Origin of the sequence: Prevotella pectinovora, from assembly GCF_041323955.1 — a bacterium.
Lineage (GTDB): Bacteria > Bacteroidota > Bacteroidia > Bacteroidales > Bacteroidaceae > Prevotella > Prevotella pectinovora.
This window is the reverse complement of sequence record NZ_JBGLIV010000001.1, coordinates 621,276-637,223: the sequence shown is the minus strand read 5'-3', so window position 1 is coordinate 637,223 and position 15,948 is coordinate 621,276. Positions and strand designations below refer to the sequence as shown.

Genomic DNA, 15,948 nt, shown 5'->3' with positions numbered 1-15,948 from the left:
ACACGCTCTCTTTCAGATACATAAACTGGAATAAATGGCTGGAAATGATACTTTGACACTTTGTTTCAGGAAAACAATTCCATGTAAGTGAACTAATTTCTCAAAAGAAGAAGAATATGACAAACGTTTTTACAAAAAAATATTACATACAAATAGTGTTTAATTGAAAAAAGAATTACCTTTGCATGAATACTTGAAAAAATGAATTTATGAAAAAATGCAAGATACTGATCGTTGACGACATTCCTACTAACGTAACACTGATCTCTACCATAATAAAGAAGAAACTCGATGCCTACTCCGATACCGCTCTGAGCGGAGAGGAGGCTCTGAAAAAAATTGAATCCTTCAACCCGGACATCATAATCCTTGACCTCATGATGCCGGGCGTTGACGGATGGGACGTGATTCGCAGCGTGAGAAGCAAACATGGCAAAGACGAGGTGGCGATAATCGTGACATCGGCAATAACAGACGAGGTGAACATGGCGGAATGCTATGATCTGGGGGTGAACGACTTCATCGAAAAGCCTATCCTGCAGAACAAGCTGCTCGACACGATTCGCCGACAAGCGGAAATAATCCTGGGATAGCCCATCATGAGGGGAATGACGAGACACATAAGAACGGGACTGCTGGTCCTGACCGTGTGCGTCATGGCATTGTCGCATGCCAACGCCGCCTTCGCACGAGAAACCAAGAGGATTCTCGTGATAACCTCGTATAACCCCGACACCAAGAGGATGTATACCACCCTATCCGACATCCTGCAGGAGCTGAAAAATAAGGGAGAGAACGACATCAGACTCGACATAGAGAACCTGAACTGCAAGGGACTAAGCGAGGGGCACGAATGGAAATACCGCATGGCAGGCATTCTGAACAAACACAGACTGTCGCCGCCAGACCTCATCATCCCGCTCGGACAGGAGGCATGGTCGGCGTTCCTGTCGCAGAATTCCGACATTGCAAGGCGCACTCCCGTGATGCCGGCTATCGTGAGCACCAACACGCTGATAAGCCAGGACGACAGCTGCAACATACGGACCATCCAGCCAAAGGCGGTTTATTACGACGAGATACAGGGATTCAATATCGTGGGCGGCATATTCTATAAGTACGACATAGAAAAGAATCTGGAACTGACCAGACTGTTGTTCCCCAACACAAAGAGGATTGCCCTCATCACCGACTTCACCCTGGGCGGACTCGCCATGCAGACCCACGTGATAAGACACATGAAGCGCCACAAGGATATAGAACTGGTGTTGCTCGACGGAAGGAGCAACACGATGTTTGAAATCTGCAACAAACTGAAGAACCTCAACGGGAAGAACACCGTGTTGTGGCTCGGCACATGGCGCATAGACAGCAGCGAGAACTATAGTCTGACAAGCACCGACGACGTGTTGAGAAAGGCAAACCCGCAGATTCCGGCATTCTCGCTGTCGTCAACCGGAATGGACAACTGGGCGATAGGAGGATACACACCGGAATATACTCCACAGGGAAAGATGCTTGCCGACATGGCAATAGAATATCTCTACGGCAAGAAGACAAGAGGGAGCCTCTTCCATATCATACCGTCTACATATACCTTCGACCAGAAAATGCTCGAAGCCTTCAATAAGGAAGATGCCGAACTGCCACAAGACACCGTGGTGCTGAACACAGCGACACACTTCTTCTCGGCAAACAAAAGCATAATATTGCCAACACTCGCTGTATTCGCTTTCCTCGCCATCGCCCTGGTTCTCGCAATATACTATCTCTTGAAGATGAAAAGACTGAGAGACGCTCTCGAAATACAGAGCGAGGAACTGAAAAGAGCGAAGGACATAGCAGAAAGAGCAAACAACGTGAAGACTTCGTTCATCGCCAACATGAGCCACGAGTTACGCACTCCGCTGAACGCCATAGTGGGATTTGCGAATCTTCTTGAAGAGGACGACTACGAGGAGGAGGAGAAGAAGCAGTTCTGCCACGTGATAAAGGAGAACTCGGACATGCTGCTCAACCTGATAAGCGACATCCTCGACATATCGAAAATCGAATCAGGCAAACTGCCTATCAGTCCGGAGGAATGCGACGTGATAGCCCTTAGCCGAACAAGCATACTGTCGGTGAAACACGCCAGCAAACTGGAAGATGTAGAATACATAGAGGATTTCCCCAGCGATGAGAGACTCATGATATACACCGACCCGATACGACTCAAACAGGTGATGATAAACCTGCTGTCGAACGCCAGCAAATACACCAAGAAGGGATTCATAAAACTCACCATACGCCCTGACTACGACACCGACTACATCACGTTCGCCGTGACTGACACTGGCTGCGGAATACCTGAGGACAAAGCGGAAGTGGTGTTCGGACGGTTCGTGAAACTGAACCAATACGTGCAGGGCACCGGTCTGGGACTGCCTCTCTGCAGGGTGCTGACAGAGAGCATGGGCGGCAAGATATGGCTTGACACATCGTACACCAACGGCACACGTATGGTGTTCACACATCCGCTCAACCTGAGCAAAATGAGTCGGGGGGGGGTAAAAATGAGGAAACTGAAAAAAGTGCTGAAGGAGATATAGACGAGTTGACGAGTTAACGAGTGGACAAGTTAACGAGTTGACAGGAAGGCGTCACGAATATCAAGATGAGCGAAGGACAGAGACAACACATTACACAACTGTATCATTTTGCAAAACCAACCAATCAAAACGTATAGTTTTAATATAAAAATGTTACTTTTTTAACCGACACAAATACAAGTAATCCGATTTTTTCATATATTTACGGCGGAAAAGCGATGTCTAACCTTAAAACCACATCATTATGAAGATCGGTATTCCAAAAGAAATCAAGAACAACGAGAACAGAGTCGGCATGACACCTGCCGGAGTAGCAGAACTGATACGCCATGGCCATCAGGTAGTGGTGCAGCACACAGCTGGAGAGAACAGCGGATTCAGCGACGACCAATACGAAAAGGTGGGGGCTGCCATACTGCCCGACATCGAAGCGGTCTATAAGGAGGCGGAGATGATAATAAAGGTGAAGGAGCCTATCGAGGCTGAATACAAACTGATAAAGAAGGACCAGCTGGTATTCACATACTTCCACTTCGCTTGCGACCGCCGGCTCACCGATGCCATGATTGAGAGCGGTGCCGTGTGTCTGGCATACGAGACTGTGGAAACCGACAACCATCAGCTGCCGCTGCTTATCCCTATGAGCGAGGTGGCAGGACGCATGGCTACGCTGAACGGCGCTTACTATCTGCAGAAGACCAAGGGCGGCAAGGGAAAGCTCATCAGCGGTGTGCCGGGAGTAGACCGCACGAAGGTGCTGATACTGGGCGGCGGCACCGTGGGAGAGGCTGCGGCGAGAATGGCATGCGGACTGGGTGCCGACGTATGGATAACGGATATCTCGCTGCCAAGACTGCGCCAGCTCGAAATGGAACTTCCGGTAAACGCACATACACTATACTCCACTGAACATAACATCAGAATGATGCTGCCAGACACCGACATCGTGGTGGGCAGCGTGCTCGTGCCGGGAGACAAGGCCCCACACCTCATAACAAAAGACATGCTGAAGATCATGCAGCCGGGAACGGTGCTCGTTGACGTGGCAATAGACCAGGGCGGATGCTTCGAGACATCCCGGCCAACGACCCACTCAGAGCCTGTATACACCGTGGACGGCATTGTGCACTATGCCGTTGCCAACATTCCGGGAGCGGTGCCAAACACTTCAACAACGGCGCTGACAAACGCTACGCTGAGATATGCCATCGCACTTGCAGACAAGGGCTGGAAAAAGGCATGCAAGGATGACCCGGCATTATACAGGGGACTGAACATCGTGAACGGCAAGGTGACATTCAAGGCTGTGGCAGACGTGTTCGGACTGGAATACGAGCCCGTGGAGCTTTGAAAAAGCATAGAACATATAATGTGACATCATGGGAAAGCAAAGATGCCGCATCGTAGTGATAAGATGTGGCGTCGCGGAAAAAAGCCAGAAGGGAAAGAGATTTCATATCATCACGATATGATTCTCTTTCCCTTCCATTTTTGATATCGGAGTATGACAAGCGAAAAGCCGCCTGACAAATCCGTTCTTCTGAAAAAAGACTGCAAGCAGTTGTAAAATATTACATTGAATGGTCTGATTACCGCTTTGGGTCAAACCAGGAACATTATTATCACCTGGGCAATGATAACCCTGACAAACATGCCGAGAGGATAAACCGAAGTGTAGGCCACTGATGCCCTGTCGCCCTTGATGGTCTCGTTGGCGTAGCTCAATGCCATAGGGTTTGCCATGGCTCCGCAAAGCAGACCGCAGATAGTGCCGAAGTCAAATTTCTTGGTCTTCAGGGCTATCACTCCAATGATGATAAGCGGCAGAACGGTGAGCAGGAATCCCACTCCCACCCACAGCAGTCCTTCAGGACGGATTATCGTGGCGAAGAAATCCTTGCCGGCAGCAAGTCCGAGACAGGCGAGATAGAGCGACAGTCCGAATTTGCGCAGCATGAGCGATGCCGAACGTGTGGTGTAGCTGATGAAATGCGCTCTCGAGCCTAACGCTCCGATAATGATTCCCATAATGATCGGACCTCCGGCAATGCCGAGCTTCACCGGTGTGCTCATGCCTGGGATGGAGAACGGTATCATGCCGACAGCCAGTCCCAGCAGCAGTCCGAAGAAGATGGCACTGAGGTTTGGCTCGTTGAGATCCTGTATGGCGTTGCCGAGGAACGATGCGGCATGGTTGATGTTGTCTGGTGTACCTACTACCGTTACGCGGTCGCCATACTGCAGATGCAGTGAGTCGGTGGCAAGGAGCTTGATGTCGCCACGCATCACGCGGCTGATGTTTACCCCATAGATCTGTCGCATGTGGAGCGAACCGAGGGGCTTGCCGTTCAGCTTCGTGCGTGTCATCACCACCACACGGCTCTCCACCGAGGAGTCGATGGCATTCCAGTCGATATGGTCGCGGTTCCAGTTCTTTTCCACCCTCTTGCCGAAGAGCACCTCCATGGCAGACACCTCGTCGCGCCTTGTCACCACGAGCACGTTGTCGCCAGACTGGACAATAGTGGAGGCATTGGGAACGATGACGTCATCGCCACGCCAGATACGAGACACGATGAAGTGGTTGTGGGTCATCTGCGACACCTTAGCCAGCGTCTTGCCTGCAATGGCAGGGTTTACTACCACGAACTGACCGACAAAGGTCTGGTCTTCATCATTTGCATTGTGAGGCTGCAGGTCGTCGGGAGTGACGAAGAACTTGCGCAGCAGTATCATAGCGAAAATCACTCCCACTACACCGAGGGGATATGTAACGGCGCATCCCAGGGCAGCACCGCTACTCGACAGGTGTGCATTGGACAGAGCCTGCTGGGCAGCTCCCAAGGCTGGGGTGTTGGTGGTGGCTCCACAGAGTATTCCCACCATATCCGGCACGCTGACCGGCAGCACGAGGCACAAAGAGAGTGCCATCACCGTGCCCAGGGCTATAAGCGCCATGCTCCACGCATTGAGCGACACGCCGTCATGGCGCATCATGCCGATAAAGTTGGGACCTACATGAAGACCGAGCGCATATACAAACAGCGACAAGCCGAGCGTCTCGGCAAAATTCAGCATCTCTGGGGATGCCGAGAGATGCAGACTACCTGCCACGATGCCGATGAAGAAGACAAATGCCACACCAAGGGATATTCCTCTGATGTGGATCTTGCCGAGGGCTAGTCCTAATGACACAATAAGGGACAACACGACAATGCTCTGCACGGCAGAGTGTATCGTGAAAAGACTTTCAATCCATTCCATTTTTGCTTTCTTAAAACCTGTTGTTATGTAACAGAAATCTCTCTGGGCTGCAAAGGTAATGGAAATTTTCCGATTTGAGTGTAAAACGGTAATGCTTTTTGAAATAATGGTTTATGGTGACGAGCTGACAAGATGACAAGATGACAAGATGAAGAGGACAAATAAATCCGCTGACCCAAGATACGAGGTGACGAGGACAGAAGAGTTGAGAAGATACGAGGTGGCGTTGCACAAACCTTATAAAACGAAAAAAGGAAGCCTCTTAAAGACTTCCTCTTCTGGGTGGCTGGTGGGGCTCGAACCCACGACATTCAGAACCACAATCTGACGCTCTAACCAACTGAACTACAGCCACCATGTAAAACGCTTAGTGTTTCAAAGCGAGTGCAAAGGTACGTGATTTATTTGAAACTTCCAAATATTTCACGTACTTTTTTGCTTTTTTCTTTATTTTCCCTGTGCTGGAGCTACTGGAGCTGCTGCTGGAGCACCCTGCTGAGCTGCTGGAGCTGCCTTCTGGGCGCCCTGTGCCGGAGCTGCCTTCTGGGCTGCACCGAAGCCTTGCACGTTGTTAGGATTTGTCTGTGGAGCCTCTGTAGCGTTCTCCATCACGCTCTGTGAGCCATCTGCCTGAGGAGCAGTATATGCGCAAACCACGCTGAAAACAACCAATGAGATTGCCAGTCCCCATGTAGCCTTCTCAACGAAGTCTGTGGTCTTGCGTACACCCATGATTGAATTTGATGAAGAGAAGTTTGATGCCAGACCACCTCCCTTAGACTCTTGTATCAGGACGATAGCTATCATCAGCACTGCTGCCAAAACGATAAGAATTAAGAATAATGTGTACATTTTCTTTTGTTATTTGTATTTATTATTTATTATTAATTTCTCCAAGAAGCGAATTTGGTCTGCAAAGTAAACATTTTTTTTTGGATATTTCAAATTTAATCGCTTAATAATTTCCAAAGCCTTTGAATATTGTCCTTGTTTTATGTAAATTCGCGCCAAAGTCTCGGTAAAGACCCCTTCATCGCCATCATTTTCCTCTGTCTTGTCGTATTCTTCGGGTGGACTGTCGGGAGCATCCGTCAGTTCTATCTTCCCTCCCTCGTTGTTGATGAAGTTGTCTATGAGGTCTTGTCCCTTCATGTGGGGATTGGCCTTCTCTGCCTCTTTTTCCGCCTCGCTCTCTGTTTCGAGCAGGTATGACACATAGTCTACTGCAGCGTCTGCCGGAGTGGGCTTGCGTCGTGGCGCCGAGTTGTCCGTCTCGTCGCCATCGTCGGGCAGGGTGTCGAGGAATTGGTCGATGAGCGATATCGTACGGCTCTCGCCTTCCTCTGAATGGTATTTTTTCTGTGTCTTCTCCTCGGCATTGCGCAGCTTGTAGTGGGCAGCCTCAACGAGTTTGAAGACAACACGGCGGTCGGTGAAATACACCGATGCCTTTCTGAGTTCCTCGTCGAACGACTGGCTGTGGAGCACATACAGATTCTGGAGCATGAGCAGCCTCGCCGTCTGGTAATATGGATACAGGGCCACGAGGGAACGCAGGTCGTACAGCGTTTCCTTGTCCATCATCTCCGGGTGTTTTATCAGTTGCCCTAAATCCATATTCTTGTCGTCGGTAGTTTTATCTTGTTAATATATAGGTCTTTGTTATATCTAGCCGGTTTGTCACATCCTACCAGTTTGCCACTGTAGCGTTAAAGATCTGGTCGGTGATGTCTTTCACCATCTGCGTCACACATTCCTCTTGTACGGAGTTGAGCGACTGGCGGCTGTCGTAGGTGGTGGTGGCAGTGAACTGTCTTTCGAAGTCCTCGCTATGGTTGGCGTTGTTTGTGAACCTCACGTTTACCGTCATTGAGAGTTCCACCTGTGCCGACTCTCCCTGTGCCGTAACTGCCTTGTTTCGCTGTGAGTATTGGGTAATCTCTCCCTCCACTTTCAGGTCGCCGTTTCTCTTCACCTGTATGAGTCTTGTGTGGTTGGCATACTGGTCTTTCAGCTGATTGTTGAAGATACTCGCCATCGGTCCCCACACATAGCTTGAGCGTATCGGGAAGTCGGCGATCTGTATCGTCTTGGTCTTGTTGTAGTCGATGCTCGCTCCATTGAACTTATACGACACGCTGCATGCCGTGATCACCATGGCGATGATTGCCACGGCAACGGTCATTACACCTTTATTATATACAGAGAGTCTGCGGCTCTCTTTGTTTCTTGATTTCATTGTCTTCACACTATGGTTATTTGTCGAGTCCATACTGTCTGATTCTTCTATACAGAGTGCGGTCTGAGATTCCCAGTTCCTGCGCCGCCTTCTTCCTGTTTCCGCCGTTCTTTTCGAGGGCTTTCTCCAGCATGTGGCGTCCCACGTTCTCCAGGTTCAGGCTTTCAGGTTCAGAAATCTCCTCTGCCACGGCATCCTGTACGGAGGGTTCGATTGTCTGCCTGCTGTTGACATCACCATGCTGCTGCGGAATAATGGCTGGCACAGTATCGGAACTGCCGAAATGCTCCAGCCGGCGTGGTGCGTCGGAATGTCCTCCGTCCACTTTCTTCTTCAGTTCATCCACCTCTCTTCTGAGGTCGGCCACGGTACCTCTCAGTTCATAGAGGATTTTGTACAGCAGGTCGCGCTCGCTCTCATACGAGTGCTGTTCTCCGCTGCCGCCGTTTCCTCCCATGGCAACGAGCTGCGTCGTCTCCGGGTCTTGCGGGATGTAATGCAGCAGAGTCTCTGCCGTTATCAGCCTTTGCTGCGAGAGCACCGACATCTGTTCCGTGATGTTCTTCAGCTGTCTCACGTTTCCGGGCCACTTGTATTTGAGCATCATAGCCTGAGCCTGTTCGTCGAGCGTTATCTTCGGGAAGTTGTATTTCTCCGCCATCTGCATGGCAAAGAGTCTGAAGAGCAGCAGGATGTCGTTGCCACGGTCGCGCAGCGGCGGCATCTGCACCGGGATGGTGTTCAATCTGTAGTACAGGTCTTCTCTGAAGCGTCCCTGGCTCACCGCCTTGCGCATATTCACATTGGTGGCGGCTACGATGCGCACGTCGGTCTTCATTATCTTCTGACCTCCCACACGGATATACTCTCCCGTTTCGAGCACTCTCAGCAGCCTTGCCTGTGTGGCAAGCGGCAGCTCCCCCACTTCGTCGAGGAATATGGTGCCCTTGTTTGCCACTCCGAAATATCCTTCGCTCTCTCCTATGGCTCCTGTGAAGGAACCTTTCTCATGGCCGAAGAGTTCGCTGTCGATGGTGCCTTCCGGTATGGAACCGCAGTTTATGGCGAAGTATTTCTCCCGTCGTCGTGGCGAGTTGTCATGAATTATCCTCGGTATAATCTCCTTTCCCACGCCGCTCTCTCCGATTATGAGCACAGACAAGTCTGTCGGCGCCACCTGCAAGGCGACGTCGAGCGCACGGTTCAACGCATCGCAGTTTCCCACGACGTTATAACGTTGCTTTATTTTCTGAAGATCTGATGTATTCATATAATTGCGACAAAATTACACAATAAAATCCACTCTTCGGCAGTGTGTTTTGTTTTTTTGTCTTTTTATTACTTTTTTGTTCTTTCCATCTTTATCAGCATCAAGCCGATTGCCGTCCATATCAGCTCCCTTATCCTCACTATCAGCGCCACGAAGATGCCGCTGCTTGCCGCCATGGCGAGTCCCGACGCCGAGAGCATGAATCCTCCCTCACGGCCTCCGAGCTGCAGCGGGATGAAGAAGAGGAGGTTGGCGAAAAGCGACGTGAACGCCAGGATTATGACGCACGACGGATAGCTCACCTCCGGCATTATCACGAGCAACACGAACATTATCTCGAAGCTGGACAGGAAACGGCAAAGCAGTTCGAGAACCACTGCCGAAACGAACGACACGGGATTCTGCTTGTGGAGCGCCGCTATCTGGGTGTCTATCTCCCGGAGTTTGTCGCCCTGCTTCTCCATCAGTCGGCGTGCCCATTTTCCCATCCACGGCATCTTGCTCAGCCATCGTGTGAGCATCATGGCGAGACCTTTCTTGTATCCGCGCATGAAGAACCAGATGCCGAGCATACAGAATGCCGTCGTCAGAGCGAGTATCACGGCGATGGGCATCGTAGGAGACTGCGTGATGAGATATATGCCCACGGAGAGGAGCCAGAACCAAAAGTGGCTGAAGATGTGGGTCATCACATAGAGGATGACCGACGAGGAGGCTCTCTCCGTTCCGATTTTCGGTGCCAGCTCCATGATGCGGTATGCCTCGCCGCCCATCAGTCCGCCGGGTGTGGCGTAGTTGAGGGCGAAGCCGGACACCGTGACCTTATACAGCCACCAGAATGAGAACGGTGTCTTGTCTTTGCCGCTGCCGCCCTGACGAATGATGACATACCACGACAGGGTGTTTATGACATATAGTCCGAGCCAGAGCGCCACGACAGCAAAGAACCAGTATCCTGCTCTCTGCAATCCGCTCCACACCTCTTTGAAGTCGAGCTGCGTCACCATTATGACGAGCACCACGAGTCCGAAGACGAAGAAACCGTTTTGGTATTTCTTGCTCATCTATGGAGTTCTCCTATACTTCTATCACTCTGCCGCAGGAGCCTTTGGTTTCTGCTTCGGCACAGCGAATCTCACTTTCTCGCTGTCGTCTCTTCTCTCATGATACAGTTTCTTGAGAGGATCCTTCAGCGGTTCGTCGTAGTTGATGCGGTTTCTGAATATGTCGATGGCATCGTAGACAGCCTGACGGAAAGACGCCTCATCGGCAACGCCCTTTCCGGCGATTTCATACGCCGTGCCATGGTCTGGCGACGTGCGCACGATAGGCAGTCCGGCAGTGATGTTCACTCCCTCGTCGCCCACGATGGTCTTGAAAGGAGCCAGTCCCTGGTCGTGATACATGGCGAGCACTCCGTCGAATGCCGTGTATGTGCCATGACCGAAGAATCCGTCGGCGGCGAATGGTCCGAAGACGTCAATACCGGCATCTGACAGTTCTTCTATTGCCGGCTTGATTACCGTCTCTTCTTCCGTGCCTATCACTCCGCCGTCACCGGCATGAGGATTCAGCGAGAGTACGGCGATGCGTGGTGCCGACACGTTGAAGTCTCTCTTCAGCGCCTTGTTGAAAATGGTGCATTTCTCCACTATCGCCTCCTTGGTTATCGCCTGTGCGATGTCCTTTATCGGCAGATGGGTGGTGACGAGCGCCACTCTCAGCTGTCTTCCGGCAAGAATCATGAGTGCCTTCTGGCCCTCTCCCACTTTCTCCTCGATATATTCGGTATGTCCGCAGAAATGGAATCCTTCGCCCTGTATGTCGTTCTTGTTTATCGGTGCGGTGACGAGCACGTCGTAGCCTCCGCCTGCAAAACCTTCCATCGCCCTGTCGAGGGCTTTCAGCGCAGCCATTCCAGCTTCTTTGGTCGGCATTCCCATGTCCACCTTCACGTCTTCATCGAAGGCGGTGAGCAGGTTCACCTTTCCGTCTACGGCATCCTCCACCTTATTTATTATAGTGAAGTTTGCCTGTATGCCGAGTGCGTTGCGATGGTATGCCGCCACCTTTGGCGAACCGTATATTATCGGTGTGCAGAGTTCAAGCATCGTCGGTTCGGCGAAGGTCTTGAAAATCACCTCATATCCTATTCCGTTAGTATCGCCGTGTGTTATGGCGACTCTTATCTTTCTATCTTCCATTGCTGTGTATATTCTGTTTTGTAAGTATCTGGTATAGTAGTTTTCTTATTTCTCCTCACCGCTTTCCTGCATGCGCTTGGTGCTGAGCAGTCCGCAGGCTGCCCAGATGTCCTGTCCGCGGCTCGCCCGAATGGTGGTAAACACGCCGTGTTTGGTGAGATAGTCGCGAAACGATGCCATCTTCTCATCACTCGCTCCATGCAGGTCCACATTCGGTATCTGATGGAAGCGGATGAGGTTGACCCGGCATTCCAGTCCTTCCACGAGTTTCACTATCTCTCTGGCGTGCAGCATAGAATCGTTGAGTCCTCCGAACACGATATATTCGAACGAGAGTCTGCGCTGGTGGGTGAAGTCATACTGGTGCATGAGCGCCACCACGTCTTTTATCGACATTCCCTTCTCTGCCGGCATCAGCATGGCGCGCTGTTCGGGTATCGGCGAATGCATGCTTATCGCCACATGGCAGTCGCTCTCGTCGAGGAATCTCTTCAGTTTGTTTTTCACTCCCACGCTGCTCACGGTGATTCTCTTCGGACTCCAAGCGAAGCCATAGTCGGCGGTGAGCACCTGCGTCACTCTCAATACATTATCGAGATTGTCCATCGGCTCTCCCTGCCCCATGAACACCACGTTGGTCAGCTTCTCCCTTTCGGGCAGCGAATATATCTGGTTCAGTATGTCGGCAGCGGTGAGGTTACCCTCGAAACCCTGTTTTCCGGTCTGGCAGAAGAGGCAGTTCATCTTGCATCCCACCTGCGACGACACGCAGAGCGTAGCCCTGTCGCCATCGGGGATATACACCGTCTCGACAAACTTTCCACTTGCCGTGGGGAAAAGGTATTTTATCGTTCCGTCGACAGACTTCTGACAGTCTATCGGATCCATGCCGCCCACCTCATAGCGGGCTTTCAGCTTCTCCCTGTTAGCCTTCGATAAGTTTGTCATCTCGTCGATGTCACGCACTCCTTTCCCATAGAGCCATTTTGCCATCTGTGCTCCGGTGAATGCCGGCATCCCGAGTTCCTTAGCCGCATTTTTCAGCTCGTCGAGCGTCATTGCGACAAGCGGTGTCTTGTTTTCTGCCATTTGTTTTTATCGTGTATTTACGTCTTGTTCTGATTTGCAAACTTACTAATAAATTCTGACATGCACAAGATTTTCACACAAATCCATATCGGTTTACGGCAGAATAGCGCAACACAATAGCGCAACATTCCACTACAGACTACCGGCATCTGCCCTGACTGCCTGTTCCGCGGATGAAGAAAGAAGTGTATCTGACGAACATTGGGGATGTTTAAACGTGTTTTTTAGGTGCATTTTTCGTGCAAAATAGCAAAATATACAGAAAATCCACATCTTTTTGTTTTTTTTTGGGGGGAGACTGTCCGAAAACTATAGCCACGTAGGTTAGATTCGTTACCAGTCGTGTGATTTTGTTTGTTTTGTTATAGTTGTTTAACTCAGAATCGTCTTTATTCTCAAGTATTTTTCGTACCTTTATAGTAAATTAAGACGATAAGATATGGCATACAAGAAAGGTTCTGACAGGCGACAGAGGGTTCTTTTCCCAGACTGCATTGACGAGTATGTGGAGGCTGACGCTCCCGTAAGACTCTTTGATGCATTCGTTGACCGTCTCAAGATGGATGAACTGGGATTTATCCGCAGTACACCCGCTGAGACCGGCACTCCTGGTTACAATCCTCGCGATCTGCTCAAGCTATACATCTACGGTTACTTCTATCAGGTTCGCTCCTCACGCAAGCTTGCCCGTGAGTGCAAGTGTAACGTTGAGGTTATGTGGCTGCTCGGCAAACTGTCTCCAGACTTCCGCACCATCTCTGATTTCCGCAAGGATAACAAGGAGGCTATCACCAAAGTATATAAGGAGTTCAATAAGTTTTGCATGGGACTGAAGCTCTTTTCCAAGTCGTACATCTCCATTGACGGCAGTAAGTTCAAGGCTGTAAATGCCAAGGACAATAATCTTACGTTGAGCAAGCTCGATGACCGAATCAAGCGTCTTGACGAACACATCTCCATCTACATGGAGGAGCTTGACGCTTACGACCATGAAGAAGGACGCAAACTCTCAAAGGATGAGATTCAGCGCAAACTTGATGTATGCAAGGAGCGCAAGGAACGCTACGAGGGCTACCGAAATCAGCTTGAGGAGAGTGGCGAAAGCCAGATTTCTCTTACCGATACCGATTCCCGACTGATGAAAGCCAACGAGGGTTTCTGTGTAGGCTACAACGTGCAGACTGCTGTTGATGCCGAGAGCCACATGATAGCTGGTTTTCAGGTAACCAACAACCCTACTGACCACGGTCAGATAACCAACGTTGCTTCTGAGATAAAGGCTGATTACGATGTGCCAGTTCTTGAAACCACTGCAGACAAAGGCTACGAGTGTCCTGAGGATCATGCTGACGCACTGGCAAATGGTATCATACCTAACGTCATCCAGCGTGATGGTGGATGTACGGAGCAAGTCCAATTTGACTACAACGAAGCAACCATAACCGATGAACAGAAGGCAAGCACAAAGCCGGAAGACCTGAAAGCATGCTTGGAGGCAGGCGTAATACCTGATGTTTACGAAGGAATCCTGACCGATGCACAGACTGCTGAGGTCAAGGAATTCGCTACCGATGTTGTTGACTCCGCAGTACTGAAGATGACTCCCGAGCAGATGCGTGCCAAGGCTCTTGAAGGATACTTTGTAAGGGATGCCGAACGTAATCTTGTCTATTGCCCGCAGGGTGAAATCCTCAGACAGAAGTCAATCAAACGAAACGGCATGATACGCTACTGCAACAAACTGGCATGCAAGAAATGCAAATGCAAGTGTACTGCCCAGAGGTTCAAGGAGGTCGACTTTAATAAGGATACATTGATAAAGGCTACCGAAGCTAAGCGCAAGCAACTCAAGGAAGAGAACAAGGACAAACCGAAACCTCCCAGAACGAAGGTAGTGAAGAAAGTCGTACGCTATGTCCTTCACCTTGACCAGAATAAAATGGACAATCGCAAATGTCTCTCCGAGCATCCTTTCGGAACCATGAAGCGAACTCTTGGACAATACTATTTCTTACTCAAAGGCTTTGCCAAAGTCAGTGCTGAGATGGGCCTCTTCTGCCTATCTTACAACCTTCGTCGTGCCATAAGTCTCAGAGGTGTGCTAGCCCTTGTTGCTGCACTCCGATAAATTTATTTAGGGGAATCATATACCATCAAAAACACGCTCTAAGTATGCTCGTAGCGGCAATTTTTAGCCCTTATGACGAATTGTTTAACATAAACTGATTTTTTAAGATGAAAACTTATATGCCCTTAAATGGGCTCAGGTGGAGTCGCAATAGCGGCTCTGCCAACTGTGATATGCCTCAAAGTGCCGTTTTCGGACGGCCTGGGGGGTGAACATAATTCTTTAAAATAATGTATATTTGCAAAAAACAAGCCCATACATACCATAAAAATAAACGCATCACCAATTTATTAGATATGCCACAAGCAAAACAAGTCATCCTCTCTGACGTAAAAGATCACTCTGGACCACATAACTTGTAGTACCACCTATCGAATACGAAAAGCGATATCACGTTCAACAACAAATAAAATATGGAGGGAACAATTATGAAAAGAATTTTACCGGTAATCTTTATGCTCATTACAAGCATAACCGTCTTCGCACAGGAAGACACAAGGATGCTGAAAGAAGGGAGAAGCTGGAAGGTATTGGAAATGTTTTGTGACCGCCCTAAATACGAAACTTATACAGTTTCGGGGGATACTGTAATAAACGGCAAGACATGGAAGAAGATATTAATAGACTACCAAAAAGACGACCATAAGTCAAGCTACACCACCGCAGCTTATGAGGAAGACGGAAAGCTCTATGGCTTATTGGGCGACAACCCGTTCTTAATGCTTGATTTCAACAAGCAAAAGGGCGATTATCTTTACGAAGGAGTAACTTACGGACCTGTAGTCACCGATGTTGACTACATCACAGTCAACGGAGTAACCCGCAAACGTATCACTTTCTCTGAAAGTGGATCGGACGAATACATATGTTGGGTAGAGGGTATTGGAGCGACGATGGCAATATGGTCTGGCGAAAGTGCGCTCACAAGCCATATGGAATACTTTCTTGAGTGTTACGATGACGGCAAACTGATATTCTCATATTCCGACTTCGGCAGACCCATGTCCGTCGACGGTGTCTCACAAGACGCAACGAAGAGCGGAGAGAAATATTCAATCAACGGAATGAAGCTCCAGAATGAGCCTGAGAAAGGCATATATATCATGAACGGAAAGAAGATCAGGAAATAAGTCTTGCCGTTTTTTTCATAAAACATCGTTCAA

Annotated in this window: 13 protein-coding genes and 1 tRNA gene; 5 read left to right on the top strand and 9 right to left on the bottom strand. The window is 49.7% G+C overall.

Translation table 11 applies throughout. The features are described from left to right. Positions 1-209: 209 nt before the first annotated feature. The 3 genes from ACDC99_RS02475 to ald all read left to right on the top strand — a co-directional run bounded on the left by ACDC99_RS02475 (position 210) and on the right by ald (position 3,942). Positions 210-593, top strand: coding sequence for a response regulator (locus ACDC99_RS02475; RefSeq protein WP_370755704.1), 384 nt, complete (start codon positions 210-212; stop codon positions 591-593). A 15-nt stretch (positions 594-608) separates the two neighbouring features. Beyond that, the gene (locus tag ACDC99_RS02470) at positions 609-2,591 is read left to right on the top strand and encodes a sensor histidine kinase (RefSeq protein ID WP_370755702.1); all 1,983 of its coding nucleotides are present in this window, start codon (positions 609-611) and stop codon (positions 2,589-2,591) included. 244 nt (positions 2,592-2,835) lie between these two features. Then, on the top strand, positions 2,836-3,942 hold the full coding sequence (gene ald, locus ACDC99_RS02465; RefSeq protein ID WP_042518741.1) for an alanine dehydrogenase: 1,107 nt from the start codon (positions 2,836-2,838) through the stop codon (positions 3,940-3,942). Between the two features lie 251 nt (positions 3,943-4,193). Here the strand turns inward: ald and ACDC99_RS02460 are convergent, their stop codons facing one another. From ACDC99_RS02460 to rlmN, 9 genes are all read right to left on the bottom strand, one after another. Beyond that, positions 4,194-5,855: a putative transporter gene (locus tag ACDC99_RS02460; RefSeq protein WP_303221677.1), complete on the bottom strand. Its 1,662-nt coding sequence runs from the start codon at positions 5,853-5,855 to the stop codon at positions 4,194-4,196. A 281-nt stretch (positions 5,856-6,136) separates the two neighbouring features. Beyond that, positions 6,137-6,210 (bottom strand) — tRNA-His (locus ACDC99_RS02455). 92 nt (positions 6,211-6,302) lie between these two features. Continuing rightward, the gene (gene secG / locus ACDC99_RS02450) at positions 6,303-6,707 is read right to left on the bottom strand and encodes a preprotein translocase subunit SecG (protein ID WP_022317651.1); all 405 of its coding nucleotides are present in this window, start codon (positions 6,705-6,707) and stop codon (positions 6,303-6,305) included. A 9-nt stretch (positions 6,708-6,716) separates the two neighbouring features. Next, positions 6,717-7,472 carry a hypothetical protein gene (locus tag ACDC99_RS02445; protein WP_044064760.1) on the bottom strand — a complete coding sequence of 252 codons (756 nt, stop codon included), beginning with the start codon at positions 7,470-7,472 and terminating at the stop codon, positions 6,717-6,719. Between the two features lie 70 nt (positions 7,473-7,542). Beyond that, positions 7,543-8,040, bottom strand: a complete 498-nt coding sequence (locus ACDC99_RS02440; RefSeq protein ID WP_044064789.1) for an LptE family protein — start codon at positions 8,038-8,040, stop codon at positions 7,543-7,545. 70 nt (positions 8,041-8,110) lie between these two features. Continuing rightward, positions 8,111-9,364: a sigma-54 interaction domain-containing protein gene (locus tag ACDC99_RS02435; RefSeq protein ID WP_044079493.1), complete on the bottom strand. Its 1,254-nt coding sequence runs from the start codon at positions 9,362-9,364 to the stop codon at positions 8,111-8,113. 68 nt (positions 9,365-9,432) lie between these two features. Then, a complete protein-coding gene (locus ACDC99_RS02430) occupies positions 9,433-10,428 on the bottom strand; it encodes a lysylphosphatidylglycerol synthase transmembrane domain-containing protein (protein ID WP_288772293.1) in 996 nt (331 codons plus the stop codon). A gap of 24 nt (positions 10,429-10,452) precedes the next feature. After that, a complete protein-coding gene (pdxA, locus tag ACDC99_RS02425; protein WP_370755698.1) occupies positions 10,453-11,568 on the bottom strand; it encodes a 4-hydroxythreonine-4-phosphate dehydrogenase PdxA in 1,116 nt (371 codons plus the stop codon). Positions 11,569-11,613: 45 nt separating this feature from the next. Next, entirely contained in the window at positions 11,614-12,657 is a 1,044-nt protein-coding gene (gene rlmN / locus ACDC99_RS02420; protein WP_042518752.1) for a dual-specificity RNA methyltransferase RlmN, read from the bottom strand. 439 nt (positions 12,658-13,096) lie between these two features. Here rlmN and ACDC99_RS02415 point away from each other — a divergent pair, with 439 nt between their 5' ends. Together ACDC99_RS02415 and ACDC99_RS02410 are read left to right on the top strand one after the other, a co-directional pair. Then, complete coding sequence (locus tag ACDC99_RS02415; protein ID WP_042517040.1) at positions 13,097-14,785, top strand: transposase; 1,689 nt, start codon at positions 13,097-13,099, stop codon at positions 14,783-14,785. A 428-nt stretch (positions 14,786-15,213) separates the two neighbouring features. Continuing rightward, complete coding sequence (locus ACDC99_RS02410; protein ID WP_370755695.1) at positions 15,214-15,915, top strand: hypothetical protein; 702 nt, start codon at positions 15,214-15,216, stop codon at positions 15,913-15,915. Positions 15,916-15,948: the final 33 nt, after the last annotated feature.

Excerpts from the sequence above, each read along its gene's own strand:
- ACDC99_RS02415 (WP_042517040.1), top strand. The coding sequence starts at position 13,097 with ATGGCATACAAGAAAGGTTCTGACAGGCGACAGAGGGTTCTTTTCCCA.
- ACDC99_RS02445 (WP_044064760.1), bottom strand. The coding sequence starts at position 7,472 with ATGGATTTAGGGCAACTGATAAAACACCCGGAGATGATGGACAAGGAA.
- pdxA (WP_370755698.1), bottom strand. The coding sequence starts at position 11,568 with ATGGAAGATAGAAAGATAAGAGTCGCCATAACACACGGCGATACTAAC.
- ACDC99_RS02410 (WP_370755695.1), top strand. The coding sequence starts at position 15,214 with ATGAAAAGAATTTTACCGGTAATCTTTATGCTCATTACAAGCATAACC.
- rlmN (WP_042518752.1), bottom strand. The coding sequence starts at position 12,657 with ATGGCAGAAAACAAGACACCGCTTGTCGCAATGACGCTCGACGAGCTG.
- ACDC99_RS02435 (WP_044079493.1), bottom strand. The coding sequence starts at position 9,364 with ATGAATACATCAGATCTTCAGAAAATAAAGCAACGTTATAACGTCGTG.
- ACDC99_RS02440 (WP_044064789.1), bottom strand. The coding sequence starts at position 8,040 with ATGACCGTTGCCGTGGCAATCATCGCCATGGTGATCACGGCATGCAGC.
- ald (WP_042518741.1), top strand. The coding sequence starts at position 2,836 with ATGAAGATCGGTATTCCAAAAGAAATCAAGAACAACGAGAACAGAGTC.
- ACDC99_RS02430 (WP_288772293.1), bottom strand. The coding sequence starts at position 10,428 with ATGAGCAAGAAATACCAAAACGGTTTCTTCGTCTTCGGACTCGTGGTG.
- ACDC99_RS02475 (WP_370755704.1), top strand. The coding sequence starts at position 210 with ATGAAAAAATGCAAGATACTGATCGTTGACGACATTCCTACTAACGTA.
- secG (WP_022317651.1), bottom strand. The coding sequence starts at position 6,707 with ATGTACACATTATTCTTAATTCTTATCGTTTTGGCAGCAGTGCTGATG.
- ACDC99_RS02460 (WP_303221677.1), bottom strand. The coding sequence starts at position 5,855 with ATGGAATGGATTGAAAGTCTTTTCACGATACACTCTGCCGTGCAGAGC.
- ACDC99_RS02470 (WP_370755702.1), top strand. The coding sequence starts at position 609 with ATGACGAGACACATAAGAACGGGACTGCTGGTCCTGACCGTGTGCGTC.